We start from the raw sequence: 20,904 nt of genomic DNA on the forward strand, positions 1-20,904 counted from the left end.
TTCACCGCCCTCCCGCTCATAGCAAAGGGTTTGCGCCCTCAGAAAAAAGGCACAAAAAATCCGCTAGTTGACGGGAGCGGTTACCGCTGACAAAGAGGTTTCGAAGCCTCGTTGTCAGGATGACCGTAGATGTATGTGGTGTCAATGGGGGGTTCTAAAGCTGGCAATTAAGTGTGACTGGATTGCAAACTCGGGTACTCCACAAAACAGCAATTGCTAAGTACTTAACCCGATAGCGGTACCCACACACTAAATCACCTTAATATATCTCACCTGAAACATAAATTAGATTAATTAATTCAAGCAATTGACTCCAGATAACGATTGCAGCCATCAACACCACCTACTTACTATTAGATTCAGATTTTATTATTTTATGAGGGCAATATGTTTAATCCTGCAGATAACCTAAAATCTGGAGACAAAGCTCGTCTTTTTCCGGTTCTTTCTGAAAATTCCAAAGAAGGACGAGCACTATCTATTCTTCTTTCATGCCTTCAAAACATACCTGAGTTTGGGCAAGCAATGCTGGCTGACCTTGGTATACGAATTGGTGCTCGCACGAAGATTGAGACTTACACTGAAGTCGTTTTTTCCGACGCAGAAAACGAGAATAGACTTAGACCAGACGGGCTGATCGTCGTCAAAACTGGTTCTAAAATCTGGACGGCTCTGGTAGAGGCCAAGATCGGCAACGCTGATCTGGATGCTTCACAAATCGAGAGCTATATGGACATTGCGAAAGCCAACAAGATCGATGCGGTAATAACAATTTCCAACCAGTTTGCTCCGTTACCATCTCACCATCCGCTCACTGTTTCAGCCGCAACCAGAAAGAAAGCTGAACTTTATCATTGGTCATGGATGTATGTACTCACAGAAGCTTCATTGTTACTCCAAGGCGATATGATTGAAGATCTTGAGCGAAGGATTATCATCAACGAGTTTGTGCGTTTCCTTACTCATACCAGCGCTGGAATTAAAAGCTTCACGCAAATGCCTGCTGCATGGACAACAATTGTCTCAGCAGTCCAAGCAGGCGGAGCAATTTCTCAAAACTCAGAGGATGCAAAAGAAGTCATCGGAGCTTGGCACCAAGAAGCCAGAGACTTGAGTTTGATCTTAAGTCGGCAACTTGGTCGCGATGTGAATATTAAGACAACAAGAGCCCACGCTATTGATCACCAAGCGCGGATTAAATCTGATATTCAGAATCTCTCTGTTGAAATGCGTTTGGAAACCACGCTTTCTGTTCCTAACGCCGCAGCCCCAGTAGAGATTTGCGCCGATCTTCAGACGAAATCCATCAGTGTTTATATGCGCCTAAAAGCACCTGAAGACAAAAAATCGACGAAAGCACGTACAAACTGGCTGCTCAGACAATTGCAATCAGCTGAACCGGCAAATCTACACATTCGTCATTTCTGGCCCGGTCGCGGGCCATATGCTCAGCACTCTCTCGCTGACCTGAGGCAAGACCCAAGCCTCGCATTCACAGAAAAACCAAACGCAATTGCCTCCAGTTTTGAGGTGGTGATGGTCTGTGACCTTAGCGGCAAATTTGCCCAACGGAAAAACTTTATCAGCGAGCTGGAAAGAATAGTTCCTGAGTTTTATGAGCAAGCCGGACAGAACCTCAAAGCTTGGCAACCACCAGCGCCGCGATTGAAAGAGAATAAAACAGAAGCAGACAATGTTAGCCCTCAAGCACTCGCTGAAGCTGCCGATAGCGCAGAATTTGAAACGACAGAATAGACCATTGAACAGTTAAAACGCTTAGCTAACTTCTGGTTCAAAAAAGCCACCTCCGTCTGGATCCCGCATCAAGTGCGGGAAGACGGCGGTGGGTGACCAGCTTGTTGCTCCGCGAAGACCTATGCCTCACTGACATTGAAACACCAGCACCCAGAGCAACCACTCAGCCACTCTGGATACCCATCACAGCCAGCAAAGCACCTGCGCCTTAGTACCCCAGTGCGCAGCCGTCCTTGCGTGGGTCAGAGCCGCCAATCAGGCCGCCGCCGTTGGCTCGGTCAAACATGATCGCCTGTCCACCGCCGATAGGGGAAGCCACAATGGACACCTCATGGCCTAAAGCTTGCAGTGCTTCAACCGTCTCCGCTGAGACACTGGTTTCAGCTTGCAAAGACAAGGACTTCTCGTCGATGAACATACGTGGGCAATCAATCGCTTCCTGCATGTTCATGCCGTAGTCCAGATGGTTGGAGAGCACATGTGCATGCCCGCACGGCTGATACCCACCGCCCATCACACCAAAGCTCATATACGGCACGCCATCCTTCAGAACCATCGCCGGAATGATGGTGTGCATTGGCCGCTTTCCAGCAGCAATCTGGTTGGGATGCCCTTCTTCCAACGTGAAACAAGCACCCCGATTTTGCAGCAGCACACCAGATTTCGGCGTTGCAATGCCAGAACCGAAGCCGTGATAGATGGAGTTGATGAAGGAGATCGCAAGACCGTTCTCATCAACCACACTCAGATAAACCGTATCAGACTTTGGCGAGAGAACCTCTTCCGGCTGACGCGGCAACACCCCATCAGTGCGGATCAGCTTTGCAAGGCTGTCGATGTAGGCGCTATCAAGAAACGCCTGTGGGTCAAACTCCATAGACTCAGGATCTGCAAGAAAACGATCGCGTCCGGAGTAAGCAATCTTGGCAATCTCCAATTCCAGATGGAACCGCTCCGGCCCCGTCGGATCAAGATCAGCCCAGTCAAACCGCTTCATCAGCTCCAGCATGACAAGAGCAACAATGCCCTGCCCGTTTGGCGGCAACTCAGCAACCGTCACACCGCGATAGTCTGTGGTGACTGGCGTCAGATCAACAGCCTCATGCGCAGCCAGATCCTCCGCAGTCAGATAACCGCCCTTAGACTGGACAGTGGCTGCAATCTCTTCAGCAATTGGGCCGTTGTAGAACGCATCCGCTCCACCCTTTGCAACAGCTTCCAGTGTCTCAGCCAGTGGGAGGTTGCGCATCACTTCGCCAACAACAGGCGCACGGCCATCCTTCAAAAACAGCTCTGCTGCACCTTCATCACGCTTGAGAAAGTCAACAGCATCTTTCCAGTCAGCAGCCACACGCGGGCAGACTGAATATCCGTCACGCGCATAGCCAATCGCCCGCTTCAGAACCTTGTCGAAAGAAAACCGTCCATGGTCCTTGAGCAGTTTCTCCCATCCACGCAAGGCTCCCGGAACGGTCACTGCGTGAATTGAATCCACGGCAACATCAAGCAAACCATCAGCTATCAGCTTATCCGCACTCACATTTTCAGCAGCGCGCCCAGATGAATTCATGCCCGAGAGCGTCCCATCCGGCTGCGCAACAATGGCAAAGCAATCACCACCAATGCCCGTCATATGCGGTTCCACGACAGAATGAACAGCCATCGCGGCCACAGCAGCATCAACGGCAGTACCGCCCTCTCGCAAAATTTCGAGCGCTGCATTGGTTGCCAATGGATGGGATGTCGCTGCCATTGCATGTGGTGCATAAACAGCGGAGCGACCCGGAACCTGAAAATCTCTAAACACGAAAAATCCCTCTTTGTAATTACCAGTGAATCTCCGGTCCCCTAACGAAGAATTCCCCGCATCATCATCCTCTGCTAAAACAGGGTGATTCAGCAAAACCTATCAGGAAATACTTATGGTGCAATTCAATCTTGATCACGCCCGGACAATCATCTCAGCAGCACAGGCTAAGGGAAGCGAACTTGGCCTCAAACCGCTCACCGTCGCTGTACTGGATGCAGGCGGCCACCTCGTCGCGCTCGAACGTCAGGATGGCTCATCAATATTGCGCCCACAAATCGCAATGGGCAAAGCCTATGGAGCCGTAGCCGTTGGCGCAGGGTCCCGCTGGCTCAACGACAACGCCCAAAGCCGCCCTCACTTCGTGCAGGCACTCAACGGCGTTGCAGGTGGCGGCATTGTGCCAGTACCGGGCGGTGTTCTGGTCCGCAACACTGACGGCGAAATTCTAGGCGCAGTCGGCATCACCGGCGACACATCCGAAAACGACGAAGCTTCAGCCATTGCAGGCATTAAAGCAGCTGGTTTCACGGCTGACGCAGGCTGACACAACTTTACCGCAGTTGCTGGACTATATTGCGCCCAGCAACTGCACCACTATCACGGTTCACTTCATTTCAGATTGGTACCCATGCCTATTCGCTTTGTTATTTTTGATATGGACAACGTCCTTTACGATTATGACCATCCCTACCGTCTGAATGTCCTCGCTGACATGACCGGCAAACCAGCCGAAGAGATCGATCATATCGTCTTTAAGGGGCCAGAAGAAAACGCCGCCGAAGCCGGCACCCCGCACACCGCAGCAGAATACCTCTCGCAGTATCAACGGCTTCTGGGCCATCCTATTTCACGTGAAACGTGGGTCAAAATCCGCCGGGACATGATGACCGAATGGCCGGATATGCTCTCCCATGTGGAAGCAATCAAACAAAACCACGAAGTCGCATTGCTCACCAACAACGGCATGATGCTGAAAGACGCGCTCTATGAAGTCGCTCCAGCACTGGAGCCAATCTTTGGTGACCGCGGCCACGCCTCCGCTGAATTCGGAACCCGCAAACCAGACCCGAACATCTACCTGACAGTCTGCGAGAAGTACGGCTTCCAACCAGAAGAAGCACTGTTCGTGGACGACCGCCTCGACAATGTGGAAGGTGCCCGCGAAGCAGGCCTGACCGCTTACCAGTTCACCACAGAACCTGCGTTCGCCAGTTACATTCGTACACTGGGGCTGATCAATGAGCAGGTTCCGGCGAATTAGAAACATCCCACTAACCGGGCATTCAGCAGACCAGCAATCTGTTCGCCTCAAAGACGGTTTCTCTCCGTAAACTTGTGCAATTGCAACAAACGCAAGTTGAGATGGAGAGAAGTCTGTACCTACGTCTGACCATAAGCTCAGCGATGCTCGCCATATTCATCGCGCTCGCTATCCTGCCATCCATCGCCTTCGCCAGCTCATCACTGGCATGGCCACGCGGCTTGATGATTGTCGCGCTGGTTTACTTTGCGCAGATCGGTGTAGGCTTATGGCTTGCCCGCATAAATCCCTGGCAGTTCAAAGAACGCACCTCGTTCCCCTCCAAGGCCCTGAAGGGAGACAAACGCGCCACTCTCATCCTGTTTGGAGTGATCTTCGTCTACTTCCTGCTCGCTGCTCTGGACGCCCACCTCTGGCACATCCTGCCTCAAACAGGAGACGTGAAACCCATACTTAGAGGCCTGTTCCTCTTCATTTGCGGTGTCATTCTCATCGTCTGGACCTTCAGCAAAAGCCCATTCGCCAAACCAACACCTCAAATTGACCTGAACGAGCAACAATGCGTCGAGAGCTGCGGGCCTTACGCACTGGTCCGCCACCCCATGTATCTCGGCCTCATGTTCTGCATCGCAGGCCTTTCCATGATATTGGGCTCAAAACTCTTCGCCATCCTCGCAATCCCCCTCATCATCCTCGGCTTTTTGCCGTTGATGAGAACGGAAGAGAAAACACTCGCCAGCGATTGCGAAGGCTACACAACCTATGCACAAAAAGTCCCCTGCCGCCTGTTCCCATGGATATATTAAAAAAGCCGAAGGTGTCCCTCCGGCTTCCGTAATTCAGCAGTAATATTAGTGTATCAGGCGTCTTTTTTGGCCGCCGCAAGAGCTGCAATCTGCTTTTGCATTTCCGCAAGCTGCTCTTTTAAATCAGAAATATCGCCACTGCTGGCCTGCGTTTCTGCAGGTTTAGGCGCAGATTCCTTTTCCGGCGCTTGAGCTTGCCCCGGCATATCCGCAGGATTAGTACCATCAAACGGCAGGAACATTTTCATCGCGCGGTCAAACATGTCCGCATTGCGCTTCACCTGATCTTCCAGAACCTCAAAGGCTGAGGAGCCAAAGTTCTGGTTCATTTGGCTGCGCAGCTTCTCTTGCTCTCGTGTGAGAGAAGACATAGAGAATTCCAGATAGCTCGGCACGAGGTTTTGCATGCTGTCACCGTAAAACCGGATCAGCTGGCGCAGGAAAGTAATCGGAAGCAGGTTCTGCCCCTTGCTTTCCTGCTCAAAGATAATCTGCGTCAAAACAGTCCGGGTGATGTCATCACCCGACTTGGCGTCAATGACGACGAAGTCATCTTCATCCTTCACCATCACCGCAAGATCCTCGAGAGTCACATAGGTGCTGGTTCCAGTATTGTAGAGCCGCCGGTTGGCGTACTTCTTGATGATAGTGGCTTCGTTTGTCTTAGCCATCAGATTTGAGTACCTCAATGCGCTATTATGGCTGATCTGGAACACTATCCCAATTTGCTCCGGCCAGCTCCCCCCTGATCCCATATTTTTTACATACGAGATTAACTAGTAAGCCGCAGAGTAAGCTAAATCCCACCTTTCACGCTAGCGGTTTCATTGGTCTACTATGGTCTTAATTGGAATTATCGAATTCATCTGGCTTTCCCCCCTACAAATTGAATAGTCTACCCATTAGGTATTCTACGAATTCGAAGGATCTCTTATGCTGCAATGCACCAGCATGGCTGCCCGCCCTGGTGATTTGCGTGCGAATAAGAAGTCCCGCATTGCACAAATATTGGAGAATTGCACATGACCTCGCCTAATGATGTTGTAATTGTAAGCGCGACACGTACCCCAATCGGATCCTTCAACGGGTCCTATGCCAACACCCCAGCTCAAGACCTCGGCACAGCGGTTATCAAGTCAGCGCTTGATCAGGCGAAAGTGGAAGCAAACGACGTCAACGAAGTCATCTTCGGCCACGTGCTCACTTCTGGCCTTGGTCAGAACCCGGCACGTCAGGCAGCGCTCAATGCTGGCATGGCAGATGATTCGACTGCAATCGTCATCAACCAGGTTTGTGGATCAGGCCTGCGCGCTGTCGCAATGGGCATGCAGCAAATCCAGTCCGGCGATGCAGACATCATCGTTGCAGGCGGTCAGGAAAACATGACCCTGTCCCCACACTGCCAGAGCTTACGTGCCGGCGTGAAAATGGGCGACTACTCCATGACCGACACCATGCTGAAAGACGGTCTGATTGATGCGTTCCAAGGCTATCACATGGGTATCACTGCAGAAAACATCGCAGAAAAGTACCAGATCACCCGTGAAGCTCAGGACGAGTTCGCTGTCTCCTCTCAGAACAAAGCAGAAGCTGCTCTGAAAGCTGGCAAATTCAAAGACGAAATCACTCCAATCACCGTGAAAGAGCGCAGAAATGAGCGCGTGGTGGAAGATGATGAGTTCATCCGCATGGGCGCTGAAATCTCCGCAATGCAGAAATTGCGCCCGGCATTCAAAAAAGACGGCACCGTCACAGCAGCAAACGCATCCGGCATCAACGATGGTGCAGCAGCTCTTGTTTTGATGAGCGCAGATGCAGCTGAAAAGCGTGGCCTAACACCGCTGGCAACCATCAAGTCATGGGCAACCGCTGGTGTTGATCCTGCATACATGGGTCTTGGCCCAATCCCTGCTTCCAAAAAAGCACTCGAAAAAGCTGGCTGGGCTATCGATGACCTCGATCTCATCGAAGCAAACGAAGCGTTCGCAGCGCAGGCACTTGCCGTTGGTCAGGAACTGGGAATCGACTCAGATAAGCTGAATGTCAACGGCGGCGCAATCGCTCTTGGTCACCCAATCGGCGCGTCCGGTGCGCGTGTACTTGTAACACTTCTGCATGAAATGAAGCGCGAAGAGAAGAAAAAAGGCTTGGCAACCCTATGCATTGGTGGTGGCATGGGTATCGCACTGTGTGTTGAGAGAAAATAACCTCAACATTGGTAGTAATGTCACCTAATTGGAATAATTGAGCTTTATGGTCCCTGCGTAAAGTTCAAGTCAATTCCCTAACTAATGACGGAGTTGTCTTTGCTCCGTCATTATTATTACCTGTAACGGTGGGTTCCAATATTTTATTCCTAAGGCGGGGAGTATATCGATGAGCAGGGTAGCAATTGTAACCGGAGGAACGCGTGGCATCGGCGCAGCGATTTCCAAAGGATTGAAGGATGCAGGGTACACAGTTGCAGCAACATATGCAGGCAACACGGAAGCGGCTGATAAATTCAGCGCAGAAACCGGCATCAGTGTTTACAAATGGGATGTAGCGGACCCTAAGGCCTGTGAAGCAGGCATTGCTCAGGTGGCAGAAGAACTCGGCCCGGTCGAAGTTCTCGTAAACAACGCGGGCATCACCCGCGATGGCTGGTTCCACAAGATGGATTATGACCAGTGGACCGCCGTGATGAAAACCAACCTCGACTCAATGTTCACAATGAGCCGCCCAGTTCTGGATGGCATGCGCGAGCGTGGTATTGGCCGCATCATCAACATTTCTTCCATCAATGGACAGAAAGGCCAGATCGGCCAGACCAACTACTCCGCAGCAAAAGCAGGCGTGATCGGCTTCACAAAAGCACTGGCGCAGGAAACAGCACGCAAGGGCATCACCGTGAACTGTATCTGCCCGGGCTATATCGACACTGACATGGTCGCTGCTGTCCCTGAGAAGGTTCTGGAAGGCATCATCGGCCAGATCCCGGTGGGTCGCCTGGGCAAGGCAGAAGAGATCGCAGGCATGGTCTGCTACCTCGCCTCCACAGCCGCAGCCTTCGTCACCGGCTCCGTCATGACCATCAACGGCGCTCAGTACGTCGCAAACGGTTAAAATCAAGCGGTGAGGAACCTCCCGCTCTGTAACATTACATGACGACAAATCACCAAAACCGCCTCTCTACGGGGCGGTTTTTCTTTGCTGGAACGCACCCGCAAAGTTGAACTAGTTTGATGTGTGCGGTCAATTCCGATATGACCTCTCGTTTGCATACGAACTCGGGTGGAAACGCAATGCCAGATCTTTCAACGCTGCTTCTGTTCACAGCAGCGTCCTTTGCCCTTACTGCAACTCCTGGCCCGGACATGCTGCTCATTGCCTCCCGCAGTGCAGCTCAGGGAAGACGCGCAGGGCTAGCCACCTTCGCAGGAATTGCCACAGGAACTTACTTTCATGCGTTTGCCGCAGCCTTTGGCCTTTCACAGCTCTTTCTTGCTGTTCCTATCGCTTATGATGTTGTTCGGTTTACAGGCGCTGCTTATTTGCTGTTTCTGGCTTGGAAGGCATTCACCTCAAAATCAGAGGCCGCCAGTACAACTATTGAAAATAAAACGCACTCATCCATTCAGATGTTTCGTCAGGGCCTTCTAACTAACCTGCTCAATCCCAAGATGGTCATCTTCATCCTGGCCTTGTTTCCTCAATTTGTGAAACCTGAAGCTGGAAACGTCGCAGTTCAGATAATGATCCTTGCCACCGTGTTGAACACAGTCGGCTTCTTCATCAACGGAACTGTCATTGTCGCAGCAAATCACATGATGCGAACACTCGGAGGCAACGGAAAGCTTAAGTTTCTCGCAAATTATGTTTTAGGTGCCGTGTTCGCAGGTCTTGCAGCAAGATTAGCTTTCGAAACCCAACGCTAGCAGAAAATCAAAAAAGGCCGCCCTTTCACAGAGCGGCCTTTCTTAGTTCAAGCGAAGCATCACAAAAAGAAAAAGCCGCCCCGAGGGACGGCCTTTTCAAAATCAACTCGCGCTGATCGCTTCAGACTTAAGCGTCGTCTTTAGCCTGAAGGATCTGACGACCCCGGTACATACCACTCTTCAGGTCAACATGGTGCGGGCGACGAAGTTCGCCGGAATCCTTGTCTTCCACGTAAGCTGGTTGTGCCAGAGCATCAGTAGAACGGCGAAAGCCGCGCTTCATACGCGATACTTTTTTCTTAGGAACAGCCATTGTAGCTCTCTCTCTCGTCACATGCGCACGCGCCACTCAAGCGCGGCGTTAACGTGCGAAATACACAATCTCTCAGATTGGCGGGGGTTATACAGGCAAACAGAAGGATTTGCCAGTCCTTATACGAAAATAATTTCGCACTACCTCTCCGGCGCCGAAATACAGTTAAGCACTTCGCCGGCCACCTGAGCTCGGCTACGGTTTATACCGGCAAGCCTGCGATGTCCAGAGCTAGGTTTTGCGGGGTTCCTGGCAATTGGGTTTGGGAGCGCTGTAGCCAGCAAAGAGGCCTGAGTCGCAGAAAGTTTTGCAGCACTTTTCCCAAAGAAAGTTTGCGATGCAGCTTCCACTCCAAAGATCCCCGGACCCCACTCCGCAACGTTCAGATAGATCTCCAACACCCGCCGTTTCGACAGCACCGTATCGATGAGCATCGCCAGAGGAACTTCCAGCACTTTGCGCAGATAATCCCTGTCGTTCCAGAGAAACAGGTTCTTCGCAAGCTGCATGGTGATGGTGCTCGCCCCCCGAGGGCGCTTGCCTTCAAACAACTTCCAGGCCTGCCCACGCACCGCAGGCCAGTCAACGCCGCCATGAGTGCAGAACGTAGCGTCCTCGGAGACAACCACAGAACGTTGTAAATTAACGGAAATTTCTTCCATAGGCACCCATTCACGCCAAACGGGTTGACCAGTCACAACGCGAAACAGCATCAAACTGGAATAAGGAGGAACCACAGAATACAGCAGGGTCAGCACCACCGGCAAAGCCACAAGCACCCCGAGTGTACGCAACACCCAACGCCTGATCCTGCGCTTTAATGGCTCTGGTTTCTCCTTTGAACGCGCTTTTTTCAAGCACTTTTCTCCGATACATCTTGAGGAACCGAGACGTCTCTTTGAGTTTCAACCATAAAGCGTTCCAGAGCCTTGCAAAGTAATTTTGCATTTCCTTCAAAAGAAGATTTATGCCTCCAGACCATTCCAATCGTCCGGCGCGCATTCTTGTCGGCAATCTTGATCAGCTTCAAAGAGGTCCCGCGGTCGATATCTGCATCTACTGCAATACGTGGCACCAAAGTGACGCCGATGCCGTTATCCACCATTTGCACAAGTGTTGATAAAGATGTGGCTTGTACATCTTCATTTGCCGTCAGCATGCGCCCTCCCGTTGCGGCAAGCACATGGTTTCGCAAACAGTGGCCATCTTCCAACAGCAACAACACCTCATCTGCCAGATCTTCCATCATCACTTCATGGGCTCCCGCCAGCGCGTGTGCGCTCGGCACGGCCAGATAAAAGTCATCGCTCCCAATCTCGGCAGATTCAAACCCCGTCGTGTCATAGGGCAGCGCCATCAGTGCCGCATCAATGCGCCCTTCCCGCAAAGCAATCATCAGATTGCGCGACAGATCCTCACGAAGGAACAATTGCAGCTCAGGATAAAGCTCTCTGAGCTGAGGCAGAAAGCGCGGCAGCAGAAACGGAGCGACAGACGGGATCACCCCCAACCGGAACCGACCACACAACGGCTTGTTCTGCGCACGAGCCCCCTGCACAAGGTCCTCCGCATCACGCAACAGCAAGGATGCCCTCTCAAGCACCTTCTCTCCCGTTTCAGTCAGGACGAGCGTGCGACCAGAGCGGTCCAGCAGCTCACATCCAAGAATGCCTTCCAACTGCTTGATCGAGGCAGAAAGCGTTGATTGTGTGATGAAACAAGCCTCTGCCGCCTTCGAAAAAGACAGGTGTTTGGCCAGCGATTTGAAGTACTGAAGCTGTTTTAATGTGGGTAACATTGTGCGACCAGATGACACAGATCAAAGCTCATAGATTAGAATTTCTCTAAGTTTTGGCGGAATTTGGCCAATCCTGAGACAACTTAGCATACCCATCGAAAAAATCGATGGACTTCTTCGTTATTATCGTTTTGACCGATCAAAACAAGAGTTGCATAAAGACCCCAACGAAGATGCGTTTTTCGACATTTTCATGAGAATCACTAATCGACGCGCTCTGGCGTCATTCCATATTTAGGAGAGTACCATGCTCGGTATCGGCGAAAAGCTTCCAGAATTTGAAGTAGTTGGCGTAAAGCCTGGTTTCAACAACCACGAAGAAAACGGCGAAAGCGCATTTGAAGCAATCACTGAAAAAAGCTTCGAAGGTAAGTGGAAGGTAATCTTCTTCTACCCAAAAGACTTCACTTTCGTATGCCCAACCGAAATCGCTGAATTCGCTCGCCTTGCAGGTGAGTTTGAAGACCGTGACGCAGTTGTACTCGGCGGTTCTTCCGACAACGAATTCTGTAAGCTGGCATGGCGCCGTGACCACGCAGACCTCGACAAGCTGCCAATCTGGGCATTCGCTGACACCAACGGTTCCCTGATCGATGGCCTTGGCGTTCGCTCCCCAGACGGCGTTGCATTCCGCTACACCTTCGTTGTCGACAACGAAAACACCATTCAGCACATTTACGCAACCAACCTGAACGTTGGCCGTAACCCTAAAGACACACTGCGTGTTCTTGACGCTCTGCAGACCGACGAACTCTGCCCATGTAACCGTGAAGTTGGCGGCGACGTAATCGCAGCTTAATTCCGGAATGATCAGGACCGGAGCACATAAAGCGAAAAATCGCAGGCTCCGGTCTTTTTTAGCGTACTTCCGAAGACAATAAAAAACAGGTTTCGGAAGAGTTTACGCATCAAAAACTAAAAACCATCACTTTGCACGTGGCCTATTGCCAAAATCATTAGGAGAAACATCATGTCCATCGATTCCTTGAAATCCCGCCTTGGTGACTTTGCTAAGGACGTTCGTTTGAATCTTGGCTCTATGGGAACTGATGAATCTCTGACTGCTCAACAGAAATACGGCCTGATCGTCGCTTGCGCCATCGCCACCCGCAACGCAGACGTGAAAAAGGCCCTGATTGCAGAAGCTGCTCCGCACCTGTCCGCAGAAGCGATGAGCGCCGCCAAAGCTGCTGTGTCAATCATGAGCATGAACAACATCTACTACCGCTTCGTACACCTCTCCTCAAATGAGCAGTACGGAACCATGCCTGCCAAATTGCGCATGAACGTGATTGGCAAGCCGGGCGTAGACAAAGTTGATTTTGAATTGTGGTCGCTTGCTGTATCCGCCATCAACGGCTGTGGCATGTGCATCGATAGCCATGAAGCTATCCTGCGCAAAGCTGGAGTAACTGCCGAGATGGTGCAAACAGCTGTTCGTTTCGCATCAATCATCCAATCTGCTGCTGTCGCCCTTGAAGCATCAGAACTGGAATTGGAAGCAGCTGAATAACCACAAGCGCCTCTCCTAAGGTTTTCGCCCTGTTTAATCCCCTCCCAGGATTATTCGTGCCCGAATAACAGGCGATCCCTAAACTGGCTCCAAGAGCTAAGCCGAAGCCCCCCAGCTTCGGCTTTTCTTTGTGATGAGCCTCTAACGAACCTCATTCGGCTCGGAAGGTGTATTGAACACTCCCACAAGGATGATCAGAAGATCAACGAACGCCCACGCAGAGACAATCATTCCCAACCCCAAAGCTCCACTGACAACGGCCAGCATCCCGTTTGGATCCAACGTTTCCATCCAGTTCAGACCGCTCACAATCAGAAAAGCCGTAATCAAAGAGAGAACAAGCATCACTGCTCCGCTCAGCGGCTTACCAAGATAAAACCGATGCAGCCCCAAGCCACCCAAAAAGAGCGACAGGATCACCGTCACCACAGCAGATTTGTGCGGATTCTTGAGATAAAAGAAACCTCTTTTACTAGGCGGAATGACGGTTTGATCGCTCATAACTACGACCTCCGGTGAGCTTCGATCACACTCAGAGGCTGACACGCATTATCGATCAACACATCTCTCGAAATTTACGGCATAGAACTAGGGGTTATGAATTCTTCCTAGGCAAATCTGAAGCAACCAAGTCGCCACCTCACAGCTGCCCTAAAAGCTCTCCCGAATAAGCAATACAATCAGCACGATCAGATCGATAAACACCCAAATGTTCGCAATCATTGCCATGCCGATGGCAACGCCGAAGCCAACCCACTCGCCTGTCGTCAGATCAGCAATCAAATTATGCCCGTCCAATCCCATCAGCAACGGGATCAGGATCAAAACTGCTGTAATGTTCAGGCAGTTGATGACAACAGCACTGCCAAGCTTGCGCAGATAAAACCGGTGGGCCGCGAACTGCCCAAGCAATAGCGCAAACAAAACGGCATAAGCTGTCGATTTACCCGGTTCGGAAAAATTGAAAATGCCCTCTCGCCGCCTTTGCGAGGGCAATGGAATATCATCAAACACCAACGACCTGCTTTCACCCATGCATTCTAAACATCGGGAAAGTAGCCAATGATTTTACTGGGCGTCAATGATCCAATCCAACAAACCCCGGAACTAATTCCGGGGCCATTTCTTTAATACAGAGCAGCTTAGGCCGTTTTTCTGCGATCATCACGATGAGAGATCATCGCCTGCTCATTGTCACCAATGAAGTCACGGATAATCGGCACAGCATCCCGTTCTTTAGACAGGATCAACTGGAACACCATGAGTCTCCCGTGCAGGAAGTTCATTTCGCAGCCTGACAGATAAAACTCCCACATTTTGCAAAAGCGCTCGTCATACAGCTCTTTGATCTTGTCTCGGTTACGCTCAAAGTTAAGGCGCCAATCTCTCAGGGTGTAATAATAGTGCAGCCGTAAGATCTCGTTATCACAGACCCAAAGACCTGTTTTTTCAATATCGGCAAAAGTCTCTGAAAGAGCAGGACAATATCCACCTGGGAAGATGTACTTACTCAGGAACGGACCCGTTACACCCGGAGGTCCACTGCGACCAATTGAGTGAATGACAGCATAGCCATCCTGTTTCAGACAGTCTCTGACCTTAGCAAAGTAAGCACCCAGATTGCCGTGGCCAACATGCTCCATCATGCCGACAGAAACAACGCGGTCAAACTCACCTTCAAACTCGTTGTAGTCCAGACAGACAAAATCAACCTTGCCCTCAAGACCGGCAGCTTTCACCCGTTCTTCAGCAATTTTGATCTGCTCGGTAGAGACATTGAGAGAGGTCACCTGCGCACCGGTCTGCGCCATGCGAATGGCCAGAGAACCCCAACCACCACCAATTTCAAGCACTGACATACCCGGCTTCAGGTCCAGCTTGGCAACCAGATGATCCAGCTTGGCCTGCTGGGCTTCTTCAAGTGTGTCTTCAGGTGTCCGGTAATAAGCGCAACTATAATTGAGCCCGTCATCCAGAAACAGCCGATACAAGTCCGTCGACAGATCGTAATGATGACGCACCTGCGCTTTGTTTTTCTTCAGGTTCAGGCCAAGTCGCCGCCGCGTATGGCCGTCTTTCATGAAGGTTAGAATTCGTTGAATAGGATGTTCTGTAAGCAGGCCATCATTCGCCATGAATACAGCAACCAGATCATTCAAAGTGTGACCCGGCTCCATGGTGATCAAGCCATCCATATAGGCTTCGGCTGCTTTCAGCTCAGGATCAATCAGAAGTGTGTAGGGAAGCTTCTGACTGTGAAAACGCAATGCAGCGGAGGGGCCGCTTTCATCGCTACCAAAAACATGCTTTTTATCTTTGGCATCAAAAATTACAAGTTGCCCTATCTGGACAAAATTCGACAAAATCTTCGAAAGTGCACGCATTTCTATTCCCCCTATCATCTCTTATAGCTGACTTACTAGGGCGCCTTATTACGAGGCTCTTATTATATGACCTTAGGTAACTTTAGATTTAACCTAAAGAAAAAAACAGCATCAAGGCAACTCCGCAGGAAATCTCAGCCGAATATTTACGGGGCGAAAATCCGCAGGAACCTTACGGAAACACTCCATTTCACTTGACGTTGAGCTGTTTTCAGGACAAACGATCAACTTGCTATCTGTCGAATAGGTAAGCACTTTCAAATCTGTTGTACTTTATTTGCTCGTTTGGGATGGGGTTCTGTGTCTGTTGCTTTAAAATCGGTCATCACCGAAACCGCTCAGTCTCTTGAAGAAAAGCTCACCTCTCTTTTAGGGGAGACAGTTCGTTCTGAGGAATTGGCCCGCCCTGAACGCTTACTGGAAGCGATGAACTATGCAGCGCTGTCCGGAGGCAAACGTCTGCGCCCGGTTCTCATGGTGGAAGCTGCCCGTTTATTCGGTCACGAAGATGAAGGCACGCTTGTAGCCGCATCGGCACTGGAATGCATTCACTGCTACTCCCTCGCCCATGACGACCTGCCTGCAATGGATGATGACGATGTGCGTCGTGGCCGTCCAACAACCCATAAGGCATTTGACGAAGCAACGGCGATCCTTGCAGGGGATGCACTACTCACGATCGCATTTGACTTCATTGCTGATGAGCAGGTGCATCCTGATCCGGCCATTCGTCTGCGATTGTCTCGGGAACTCGCCCGCGCATCCGGCATTGGCGGTATGGCAGGCGGCCAGATGCTCGATCTGGCCTCTGAACATCGCGACAGAACAGAAGCTGAGATCCGTCAGCTACAGGCGATGAAGACCGGCGCCCTCATTCGCTATGCATGTCGTGCAGGCGCAATGCTCGCAAATGCCACAGAAGACGACATCGCTCGCCTCACCCGTTTTGGCGAAATCATCGGTCTGGCGTTCCAACTGGCAGATGACCTGCTGGACTTGACTGGCGATGCAGAAGTGGTTGGCAAGGCAACGGGCAAAGATGCAGAAGCTGGCAAGGCGACCCTCGTCAGCCTGCTGGGTGAAAACCACACCCGTCAAGAGCTCTCACGCTTGATTGCAGAAGCAGATGAACTGCTGGAGCCATACGGTGCAAAGGCCAACACCTTGAAGACGCTGGCCCGTTACATCGCAGATCGCGAAAGTTAAGCCGTCACTGCCTGCGCAAATTCAACATCAACCTCTGGAAGGGCGGAAATGCTGCCCTCATACCCACGAAGATAAATCAGCGTGTTGTTGTGATGCTCTCTGATTTGCTGTCCAGTAGCGTGCTCTTTGTCGTGCGTGGTGTGCGCATCATTCACCAGTCGCAGGTTAAACCCAAGCGAAGCCGCACGGCGGAACGTGGTATCTACGCAAAACTCTGAAGCAAACCCGCAGATCGTCAGATCCGTAATGCCGCGCTCATCCAACAACTCTTTCAGATTGGTTTTGTAGAAGGAATCCGGTGCAGTTTTCCGCACCTTCAAATCACTGTCCGTTACAACAAGATCATCCGGCAATTCCCATCCCTCAGAACCATAAGCCAATTGATGGTTTGCCCGCTCATGCTGAACAACGATAACTGGTACGCCTGCTTCACGAGCTTTTGCGCTCAGTCTGTTGATACGGGCAATCGTTTCATCCCGCTCAAACGGGTGCGGCTCCACATCAAATAAGTATTTCTGGACATCAATAATAATCAGCGCGGTGCTCATCGTACCCTCATTTGTTGGAGGAATAGGTCTGTCCTTCTTCCCCTAAAAATACGCCCATGAATTAGTCATAAGCAATTGTAATCAATAAATATTTTCTTTGACCTTTGTAACCATCAAACAGATAGTTGGTCCTGAAGCAGGTAGACAGGAGGTCGTTACATGGATCATGAAATGATGATGGAAGGCTTCGCTCTTTGGCAAGTTGTCATTATGATCGTCTGGATACTGGTTGTTGTCATTCCAATCGCCAGAATCCTGAACCGTCTCGGCTTTTCAAGGATCTGGACCATTCTGGCTTTCATTCCCCTGGTCAACCTGATCTTCCTCTGGATCCTAGCCTACGTTCATTGGCCAGTCGAAGACAGAATGTAGCCTGCTACTTCACGCAGATGACCTGATGGTCTCCCAAAATGTCCGGCAAATTTCCGGGCATCATGAACACTGCACTCGGCGTTCCGGCGGCAGCCCACACTTCATCAAAGCTCAACAGATCTTCATCCACGAAAACCGTCAGCTCCTGTTTATGTCCCAGCGGTGGAATGCCGCCAATTGAGAACCCGGTGACGTTTCTGACGAACTTGGCATCAGGCCGCCCGATCGGCCCACCAACAACTGTAGAAATGGCGTCTTCGTTAACGCGGTTCGTCCCGCTCGCCAGCACCAAAATAGCTTCCTCGGTATCCAGCTTTTGAAAGACAAGGGATTTCACGATCTGTTCCTGAGCGCAGCCCAGCGCCTGCGCAGCCTCTGCAGCAGAACGTGAAGACTCTGGCAGCTCAACGACTTTTAACCCAAGTCCACGATCATCCAAAAAACTCTGAAATTGCTTTGCACGCTTACTTCGCAACATATAACCCCTCCTCCGGCCTGTGCTTCCTTTAGATAGTGGTTGGCGCTGAAATTCCAAACCGCTCTTTTAGGAACCGGAGCGCCAATGCCTGTGCCTCGCTATTGATGGAATGATCGAGCCCCGCTAGATCATGCGCTTCCACATCAAACCCTGCATTCTCCAGCACCGTTTGGGCAGCACCAAGATACGCCGCAGACACCACATCATCCTCACTGCCATGCAGCAACATCACCGGAGGCCGCACAATCATCTGCTCCACCAGATGCTCAGGCCCGCCCAGAACACCCGAGAAACTTAGCAAGCCTGCCGCCTCAGAAAAACGCCGAGGCCCCACATGCAAAGCAACCATAGCACCCTGCGAAAAGCCACCCAGCACCATGTCTCGCTCTAACAGGCCATAATGCTCCAGCTCGGCATCCAGCACCCGGTTGATCAACGGTGCAGCAGCCTGCACACCAATCCAGATTTCTCGTGCATCAAACTCAGAGGCCACAAACCACTGCCGCCCCTCAACCCAATGTGCGCATGGCTCTGGTCCATTCAGGCAAACAACAGCGGTTTCAGGCAGCTCGTCGCGCAAGGCACGCGCCGTCGGCTCCATGTCCCCAGCATCACCGCCATACCCATGCAGCAACATCAGCAGTTTGCACACCGGTGCATGGCTCGGCTCCAAGCGGATGCACTCAAGCTCGTGCATACTCATTCAGCCTCTTTCATCGTCATATGACCAGCAAGGTCTTGAAGCAGACCATCCTTCAAAAGGGCGCGCATCACCTCACCATCATAATAGCGCTCTTCAACAACCTTACCAGCATCCCAGCGCTGCCAGCACAAACCGTCAATCTGCTGCAACACACCAGCACCATCCACAAACTGGCTGAGATTGCGGAAGGCGCATAAACCACGCGCCTCATCAATCACAACATCTTCAATCTTGCCAATGATGGATTGCGCCGCTGAAATAAACGGCTCTTGCTTGGCACAACCTTCAGCAGCGCCATCCGCAAACAGCACATCATTGGCATACATCTGCACAGAGGACGCAAAGAATGCATCAAACGCTTCAAGCGGCTTCCCATCGCGAAGCAGTTCAATCTGTGCGTCCACAGCACCCACAAAATCATTAGATTCCATCAAACAGCTCCCCATTTCATGATTGGCTCAGCCCCCTTCAAACTGGCAGGGTCTCGCGCCCTTCTTTCATCACGCGATAATAAGACCAGAACAAACGCGCCGCAGTTCCACGATGAGGAGACCATGCCTCAGTAATTTCGACAAGCACTTTTCCCTTGGGGCGCTCTTCCAGATCAAACGCATGCTGCACAGCCGCCTGCAAAGCCACATCACCAACCGGAAACACATCCGGATGCCCAGCGCAGAACAGCAGGAAGATATCCGCAGACCAAGGGCCGATGCCCTTAATCTCACAAAGCCGCTTGTGTGCTACCTCACCCGGCCAGTCCACCGCCTCGTTCAAACACAAACCAGCCTTCAGCTCTTCAGCAATGGCCTTCAATGTTCGCAGCTTGGCATTGGAAAGCCCAACACCCAACAGTTCCTCATCGCTTTTGGAAAGCAGCACATCCGGCTCAAATGGCACCACCAGTGCCTCCAACCTTGCCCAGATGCTTGCCGCAGCCGCCACAGAAAGCAACTGCGCCACCACGATATTGCAAAGTCCGGCAAAATCAGCTGAGCGCCTGCGCAAAGGCACCTCACCTGCAACATCAGCAACGCGAACAAGCCGCTCATCTAACTGCACAAGGGACGCGAGCTCCCGCTCAATATCCTCAAGCGTATTTATAGGTCTCAACGCCCTCTCCTCAAGCAAGCAAAGATGCTCTAATAACAAGCTGTCCATATTCCAAGTAGAACCATTTCGCAAATGAACTCGCCTGTCTATCGCTTTGCCCCTTCACCCAACGGCCACCTCCACCTTGGCCATGCCTATTCGGCCATCCTCAACGATGAAGCTGCAAAGCAAAACGGCGGAAAGTTCCTACTGCGCATCGAAGATATCGACACAGTCCGCTGCACTCCGCAACTGCAAGAAGATATGCTGGAAGACCTGAAATGGCTGGACCTGCATTGGGTAACGCCAGTTCGCAAACAGTCAGAGCATTTCAGCGAATACGCCAAGGCACTCGCACAGCTGGAAGCAATGGGCCTTGTCTACAAAGCCTACCTCACCCGCGCCCAGATCAAACGCTTCGTCGCGAAGCAGGATGCATCGGACACGCCATGGCCACGAGACCCTGACGACGCTCCACTTTACCCCGGAGACAGCAGCGTTCTCTCTGAACAAGAACAAAAAGCCCTTCAGAACTCCGATGCGCCCTATGCCCTGCGCCTCAACATGGCCAAAGCCATTGAGCTAGCGGGAACATCTCTCTCTTGGAACGAAGCACATCACAGAAAAATTCAAGCCGACCCGGCAGCTTGGGGCGATGTCGTCCTTGCCCGCAAAGACACCCCAACCAGCTACCATCTTTCAGTAGTTGTAGATGATGCCCTACAAGGCATCACCCACATTCTGCGCGGCAAAGACCTCTACCACGCCACCAGCGTCCACCGCCTGCTGCAAACTCTATTGGACTTGCCAGAACCGCACTACGAACACCACGACCTCATTCTCGACAAAACAGGCCGCAAACTCGCCAAATCCGCCAAGGACACTTCCCTCCGCGAACTAAGAGCAAGCAGCGTCACTCCCGAGCAAATCAGAGAGAAGCTGGGTCTTTAG

The 20,904-nt window shown here is 51.5% G+C and carries 25 protein-coding genes; 12 read left to right on the forward strand and 13 right to left on the reverse strand.

Annotation, left to right across the window (positions count from 1 at the left end):
• Positions 1 to 729 precede the first annotated feature (729 nt).
• Positions 730 to 1,755, forward strand: coding sequence for a hypothetical protein (locus PsWM33_RS07480; protein WP_153039909.1), 1,026 nt, complete (start codon positions 730 to 732; stop codon positions 1,753 to 1,755).
• A gap of 208 nt (positions 1,756 to 1,963) precedes the next feature.
• Here the strand turns inward: PsWM33_RS07480 and ggt are convergent, their stop codons facing one another.
• Positions 1,964 to 3,562 carry a gamma-glutamyltransferase gene (gene ggt / locus PsWM33_RS07485; protein ID WP_063299756.1) on the reverse strand — a complete coding sequence of 533 codons (1,599 nt, stop codon included), beginning with the start codon at positions 3,560 to 3,562 and terminating at the stop codon, positions 1,964 to 1,966.
• Between the two features lie 115 nt (positions 3,563 to 3,677).
• Between ggt and PsWM33_RS07490 the strand changes: the two genes are divergently transcribed.
• The 3 genes from PsWM33_RS07490 (at position 3,678) to PsWM33_RS07500 (ending at position 5,632) form a co-directional block, all read left to right on the forward strand.
• Positions 3,678 to 4,109: a GlcG/HbpS family heme-binding protein gene (locus PsWM33_RS07490; RefSeq protein WP_063299757.1), complete on the forward strand. Its 432-nt coding sequence runs from the start codon at positions 3,678 to 3,680 to the stop codon at positions 4,107 to 4,109.
• Between the two features lie 84 nt (positions 4,110 to 4,193).
• Positions 4,194 to 4,826, forward strand: a complete 633-nt coding sequence (locus PsWM33_RS07495) for an HAD family hydrolase (protein WP_063299758.1) — start codon at positions 4,194 to 4,196, stop codon at positions 4,824 to 4,826.
• Positions 4,827 to 4,927: 101 nt separating this feature from the next.
• Positions 4,928 to 5,632, forward strand: a complete 705-nt coding sequence (locus PsWM33_RS07500) for a methyltransferase family protein (RefSeq protein WP_208994448.1) — start codon at positions 4,928 to 4,930, stop codon at positions 5,630 to 5,632.
• 53 nt (positions 5,633 to 5,685) lie between these two features.
• On the opposite strand, the gene phaR is transcribed toward PsWM33_RS07500, so the two are convergent.
• Positions 5,686 to 6,303 (reverse strand): polyhydroxyalkanoate synthesis repressor PhaR, encoded by a 618-nt coding sequence (gene phaR / locus PsWM33_RS07505; protein WP_063299760.1) that lies wholly within the window; start codon positions 6,301 to 6,303, stop codon positions 5,686 to 5,688.
• Between the two features lie 351 nt (positions 6,304 to 6,654).
• Between phaR and PsWM33_RS07510 the strand changes: the two genes are divergently transcribed.
• The 3 genes from PsWM33_RS07510 (at position 6,655) to PsWM33_RS07520 (ending at position 9,549) form a co-directional block, all read left to right on the forward strand.
• Entirely contained in the window at positions 6,655 to 7,839 is a 1,185-nt protein-coding gene (locus tag PsWM33_RS07510; RefSeq protein WP_063294534.1) for an acetyl-CoA C-acetyltransferase, read from the forward strand.
• A 169-nt stretch (positions 7,840 to 8,008) separates the two neighbouring features.
• Positions 8,009 to 8,737: an acetoacetyl-CoA reductase gene (gene phbB / locus PsWM33_RS07515; RefSeq protein ID WP_057464706.1), complete on the forward strand. Its 729-nt coding sequence runs from the start codon at positions 8,009 to 8,011 to the stop codon at positions 8,735 to 8,737.
• 179 nt (positions 8,738 to 8,916) lie between these two features.
• Positions 8,917 to 9,549: a LysE family translocator gene (locus tag PsWM33_RS07520; protein WP_057464731.1), complete on the forward strand. Its 633-nt coding sequence runs from the start codon at positions 8,917 to 8,919 to the stop codon at positions 9,547 to 9,549.
• Positions 9,550 to 9,676: 127 nt separating this feature from the next.
• Here the strand turns inward: PsWM33_RS07520 and rpmF are convergent, their stop codons facing one another.
• The 3 genes from rpmF to PsWM33_RS07535 form a co-directional block, all read right to left on the reverse strand.
• A complete protein-coding gene (gene rpmF / locus PsWM33_RS07525; protein WP_057464705.1) occupies positions 9,677 to 9,862 on the reverse strand; it encodes a 50S ribosomal protein L32 in 186 nt (61 codons plus the stop codon).
• A 140-nt stretch (positions 9,863 to 10,002) separates the two neighbouring features.
• The gene (mtgA, locus tag PsWM33_RS07530; protein WP_063299761.1) at positions 10,003 to 10,719 is read right to left on the reverse strand and encodes a monofunctional biosynthetic peptidoglycan transglycosylase; all 717 of its coding nucleotides are present in this window, start codon (positions 10,717 to 10,719) and stop codon (positions 10,003 to 10,005) included.
• Positions 10,716 to 11,660 (reverse strand): hydrogen peroxide-inducible genes activator, encoded by a 945-nt coding sequence (locus tag PsWM33_RS07535; RefSeq protein WP_063299762.1) that lies wholly within the window; start codon positions 11,658 to 11,660, stop codon positions 10,716 to 10,718. The genes mtgA and PsWM33_RS07535 overlap by 4 nt, the downstream gene beginning before the upstream one ends.
• A gap of 247 nt (positions 11,661 to 11,907) precedes the next feature.
• Between PsWM33_RS07535 and PsWM33_RS07540 the strand changes: the two genes are divergently transcribed.
• Positions 11,908 to 12,459: a peroxiredoxin gene (locus tag PsWM33_RS07540; protein WP_063294537.1), complete on the forward strand. Its 552-nt coding sequence runs from the start codon at positions 11,908 to 11,910 to the stop codon at positions 12,457 to 12,459.
• Positions 12,460 to 12,630: 171 nt separating this feature from the next.
• Positions 12,631 to 13,173: a carboxymuconolactone decarboxylase family protein gene (locus PsWM33_RS07545; protein ID WP_057464702.1), complete on the forward strand. Its 543-nt coding sequence runs from the start codon at positions 12,631 to 12,633 to the stop codon at positions 13,171 to 13,173.
• A gap of 141 nt (positions 13,174 to 13,314) precedes the next feature.
• On the opposite strand, the gene PsWM33_RS07550 is transcribed toward PsWM33_RS07545, so the two are convergent.
• From PsWM33_RS07550 to PsWM33_RS07560, 3 genes are all read right to left on the reverse strand, one after another.
• Entirely contained in the window at positions 13,315 to 13,674 is a 360-nt protein-coding gene (locus tag PsWM33_RS07550; protein ID WP_063294538.1) for an NINE protein, read from the reverse strand.
• Between the two features lie 150 nt (positions 13,675 to 13,824).
• Positions 13,825 to 14,187 carry an NINE protein gene (locus tag PsWM33_RS07555; protein WP_208859968.1) on the reverse strand — a complete coding sequence of 121 codons (363 nt, stop codon included), beginning with the start codon at positions 14,185 to 14,187 and terminating at the stop codon, positions 13,825 to 13,827.
• 128 nt (positions 14,188 to 14,315) lie between these two features.
• Entirely contained in the window at positions 14,316 to 15,557 is a 1,242-nt protein-coding gene (locus PsWM33_RS07560; protein ID WP_063294540.1) for an SAM-dependent methyltransferase, read from the reverse strand.
• A gap of 300 nt (positions 15,558 to 15,857) precedes the next feature.
• Here PsWM33_RS07560 and PsWM33_RS07565 point away from each other — a divergent pair, with 300 nt between their 5' ends.
• On the forward strand, positions 15,858 to 16,763 hold the full coding sequence (locus PsWM33_RS07565; protein WP_063299763.1) for a polyprenyl synthetase family protein: 906 nt from the start codon (positions 15,858 to 15,860) through the stop codon (positions 16,761 to 16,763).
• On the opposite strand, the gene PsWM33_RS07570 is transcribed toward PsWM33_RS07565, so the two are convergent.
• Positions 16,760 to 17,311 carry a cysteine hydrolase family protein gene (locus PsWM33_RS07570; protein WP_063299764.1) on the reverse strand — a complete coding sequence of 184 codons (552 nt, stop codon included), beginning with the start codon at positions 17,309 to 17,311 and terminating at the stop codon, positions 16,760 to 16,762. The two genes, PsWM33_RS07565 and PsWM33_RS07570, sit on opposite strands and share 4 nt — an antisense overlap.
• A gap of 159 nt (positions 17,312 to 17,470) precedes the next feature.
• Between PsWM33_RS07570 and PsWM33_RS07575 the strand changes: the two genes are divergently transcribed.
• Positions 17,471 to 17,683 (forward strand): hypothetical protein, encoded by a 213-nt coding sequence (locus PsWM33_RS07575; protein ID WP_057464696.1) that lies wholly within the window; start codon positions 17,471 to 17,473, stop codon positions 17,681 to 17,683.
• 4 nt (positions 17,684 to 17,687) lie between these two features.
• On the opposite strand, the gene PsWM33_RS07580 is transcribed toward PsWM33_RS07575, so the two are convergent.
• Genes PsWM33_RS07580 through PsWM33_RS07595 form a run of 4 tightly spaced genes read right to left on the reverse strand, consistent with a single transcriptional unit; the run spans position 17,688 to position 19,974 of the window.
• The gene (locus PsWM33_RS07580) at positions 17,688 to 18,161 is read right to left on the reverse strand and encodes a YbaK/EbsC family protein (protein WP_063299765.1); all 474 of its coding nucleotides are present in this window, start codon (positions 18,159 to 18,161) and stop codon (positions 17,688 to 17,690) included.
• A gap of 28 nt (positions 18,162 to 18,189) precedes the next feature.
• Positions 18,190 to 18,864, reverse strand: coding sequence for an alpha/beta hydrolase (locus PsWM33_RS07585; RefSeq protein WP_208994449.1), 675 nt, complete (start codon positions 18,862 to 18,864; stop codon positions 18,190 to 18,192).
• Positions 18,861 to 19,295 carry a hypothetical protein gene (locus PsWM33_RS07590; protein WP_063299766.1) on the reverse strand — a complete coding sequence of 145 codons (435 nt, stop codon included), beginning with the start codon at positions 19,293 to 19,295 and terminating at the stop codon, positions 18,861 to 18,863. The genes PsWM33_RS07585 and PsWM33_RS07590 overlap by 4 nt, the downstream gene beginning before the upstream one ends.
• A 37-nt stretch (positions 19,296 to 19,332) precedes the next feature.
• Complete coding sequence (locus tag PsWM33_RS07595; protein ID WP_063299767.1) at positions 19,333 to 19,974, reverse strand: DNA-3-methyladenine glycosylase family protein; 642 nt, start codon at positions 19,972 to 19,974, stop codon at positions 19,333 to 19,335.
• Positions 19,975 to 20,046: 72 nt separating this feature from the next.
• On the opposite strand from PsWM33_RS07595, the gene gluQRS reads away from it, so the two are divergent.
• Complete coding sequence (gene gluQRS / locus PsWM33_RS07600) at positions 20,047 to 20,904, forward strand: tRNA glutamyl-Q(34) synthetase GluQRS (RefSeq protein ID WP_063299768.1); 858 nt, start codon at positions 20,047 to 20,049, stop codon at positions 20,902 to 20,904.

Origin of the sequence: Pseudovibrio sp. WM33, assembly GCF_001623165.1 — a bacterium.
Taxonomy (GTDB): domain Bacteria; phylum Pseudomonadota; class Alphaproteobacteria; order Rhizobiales; family Stappiaceae; genus Pseudovibrio.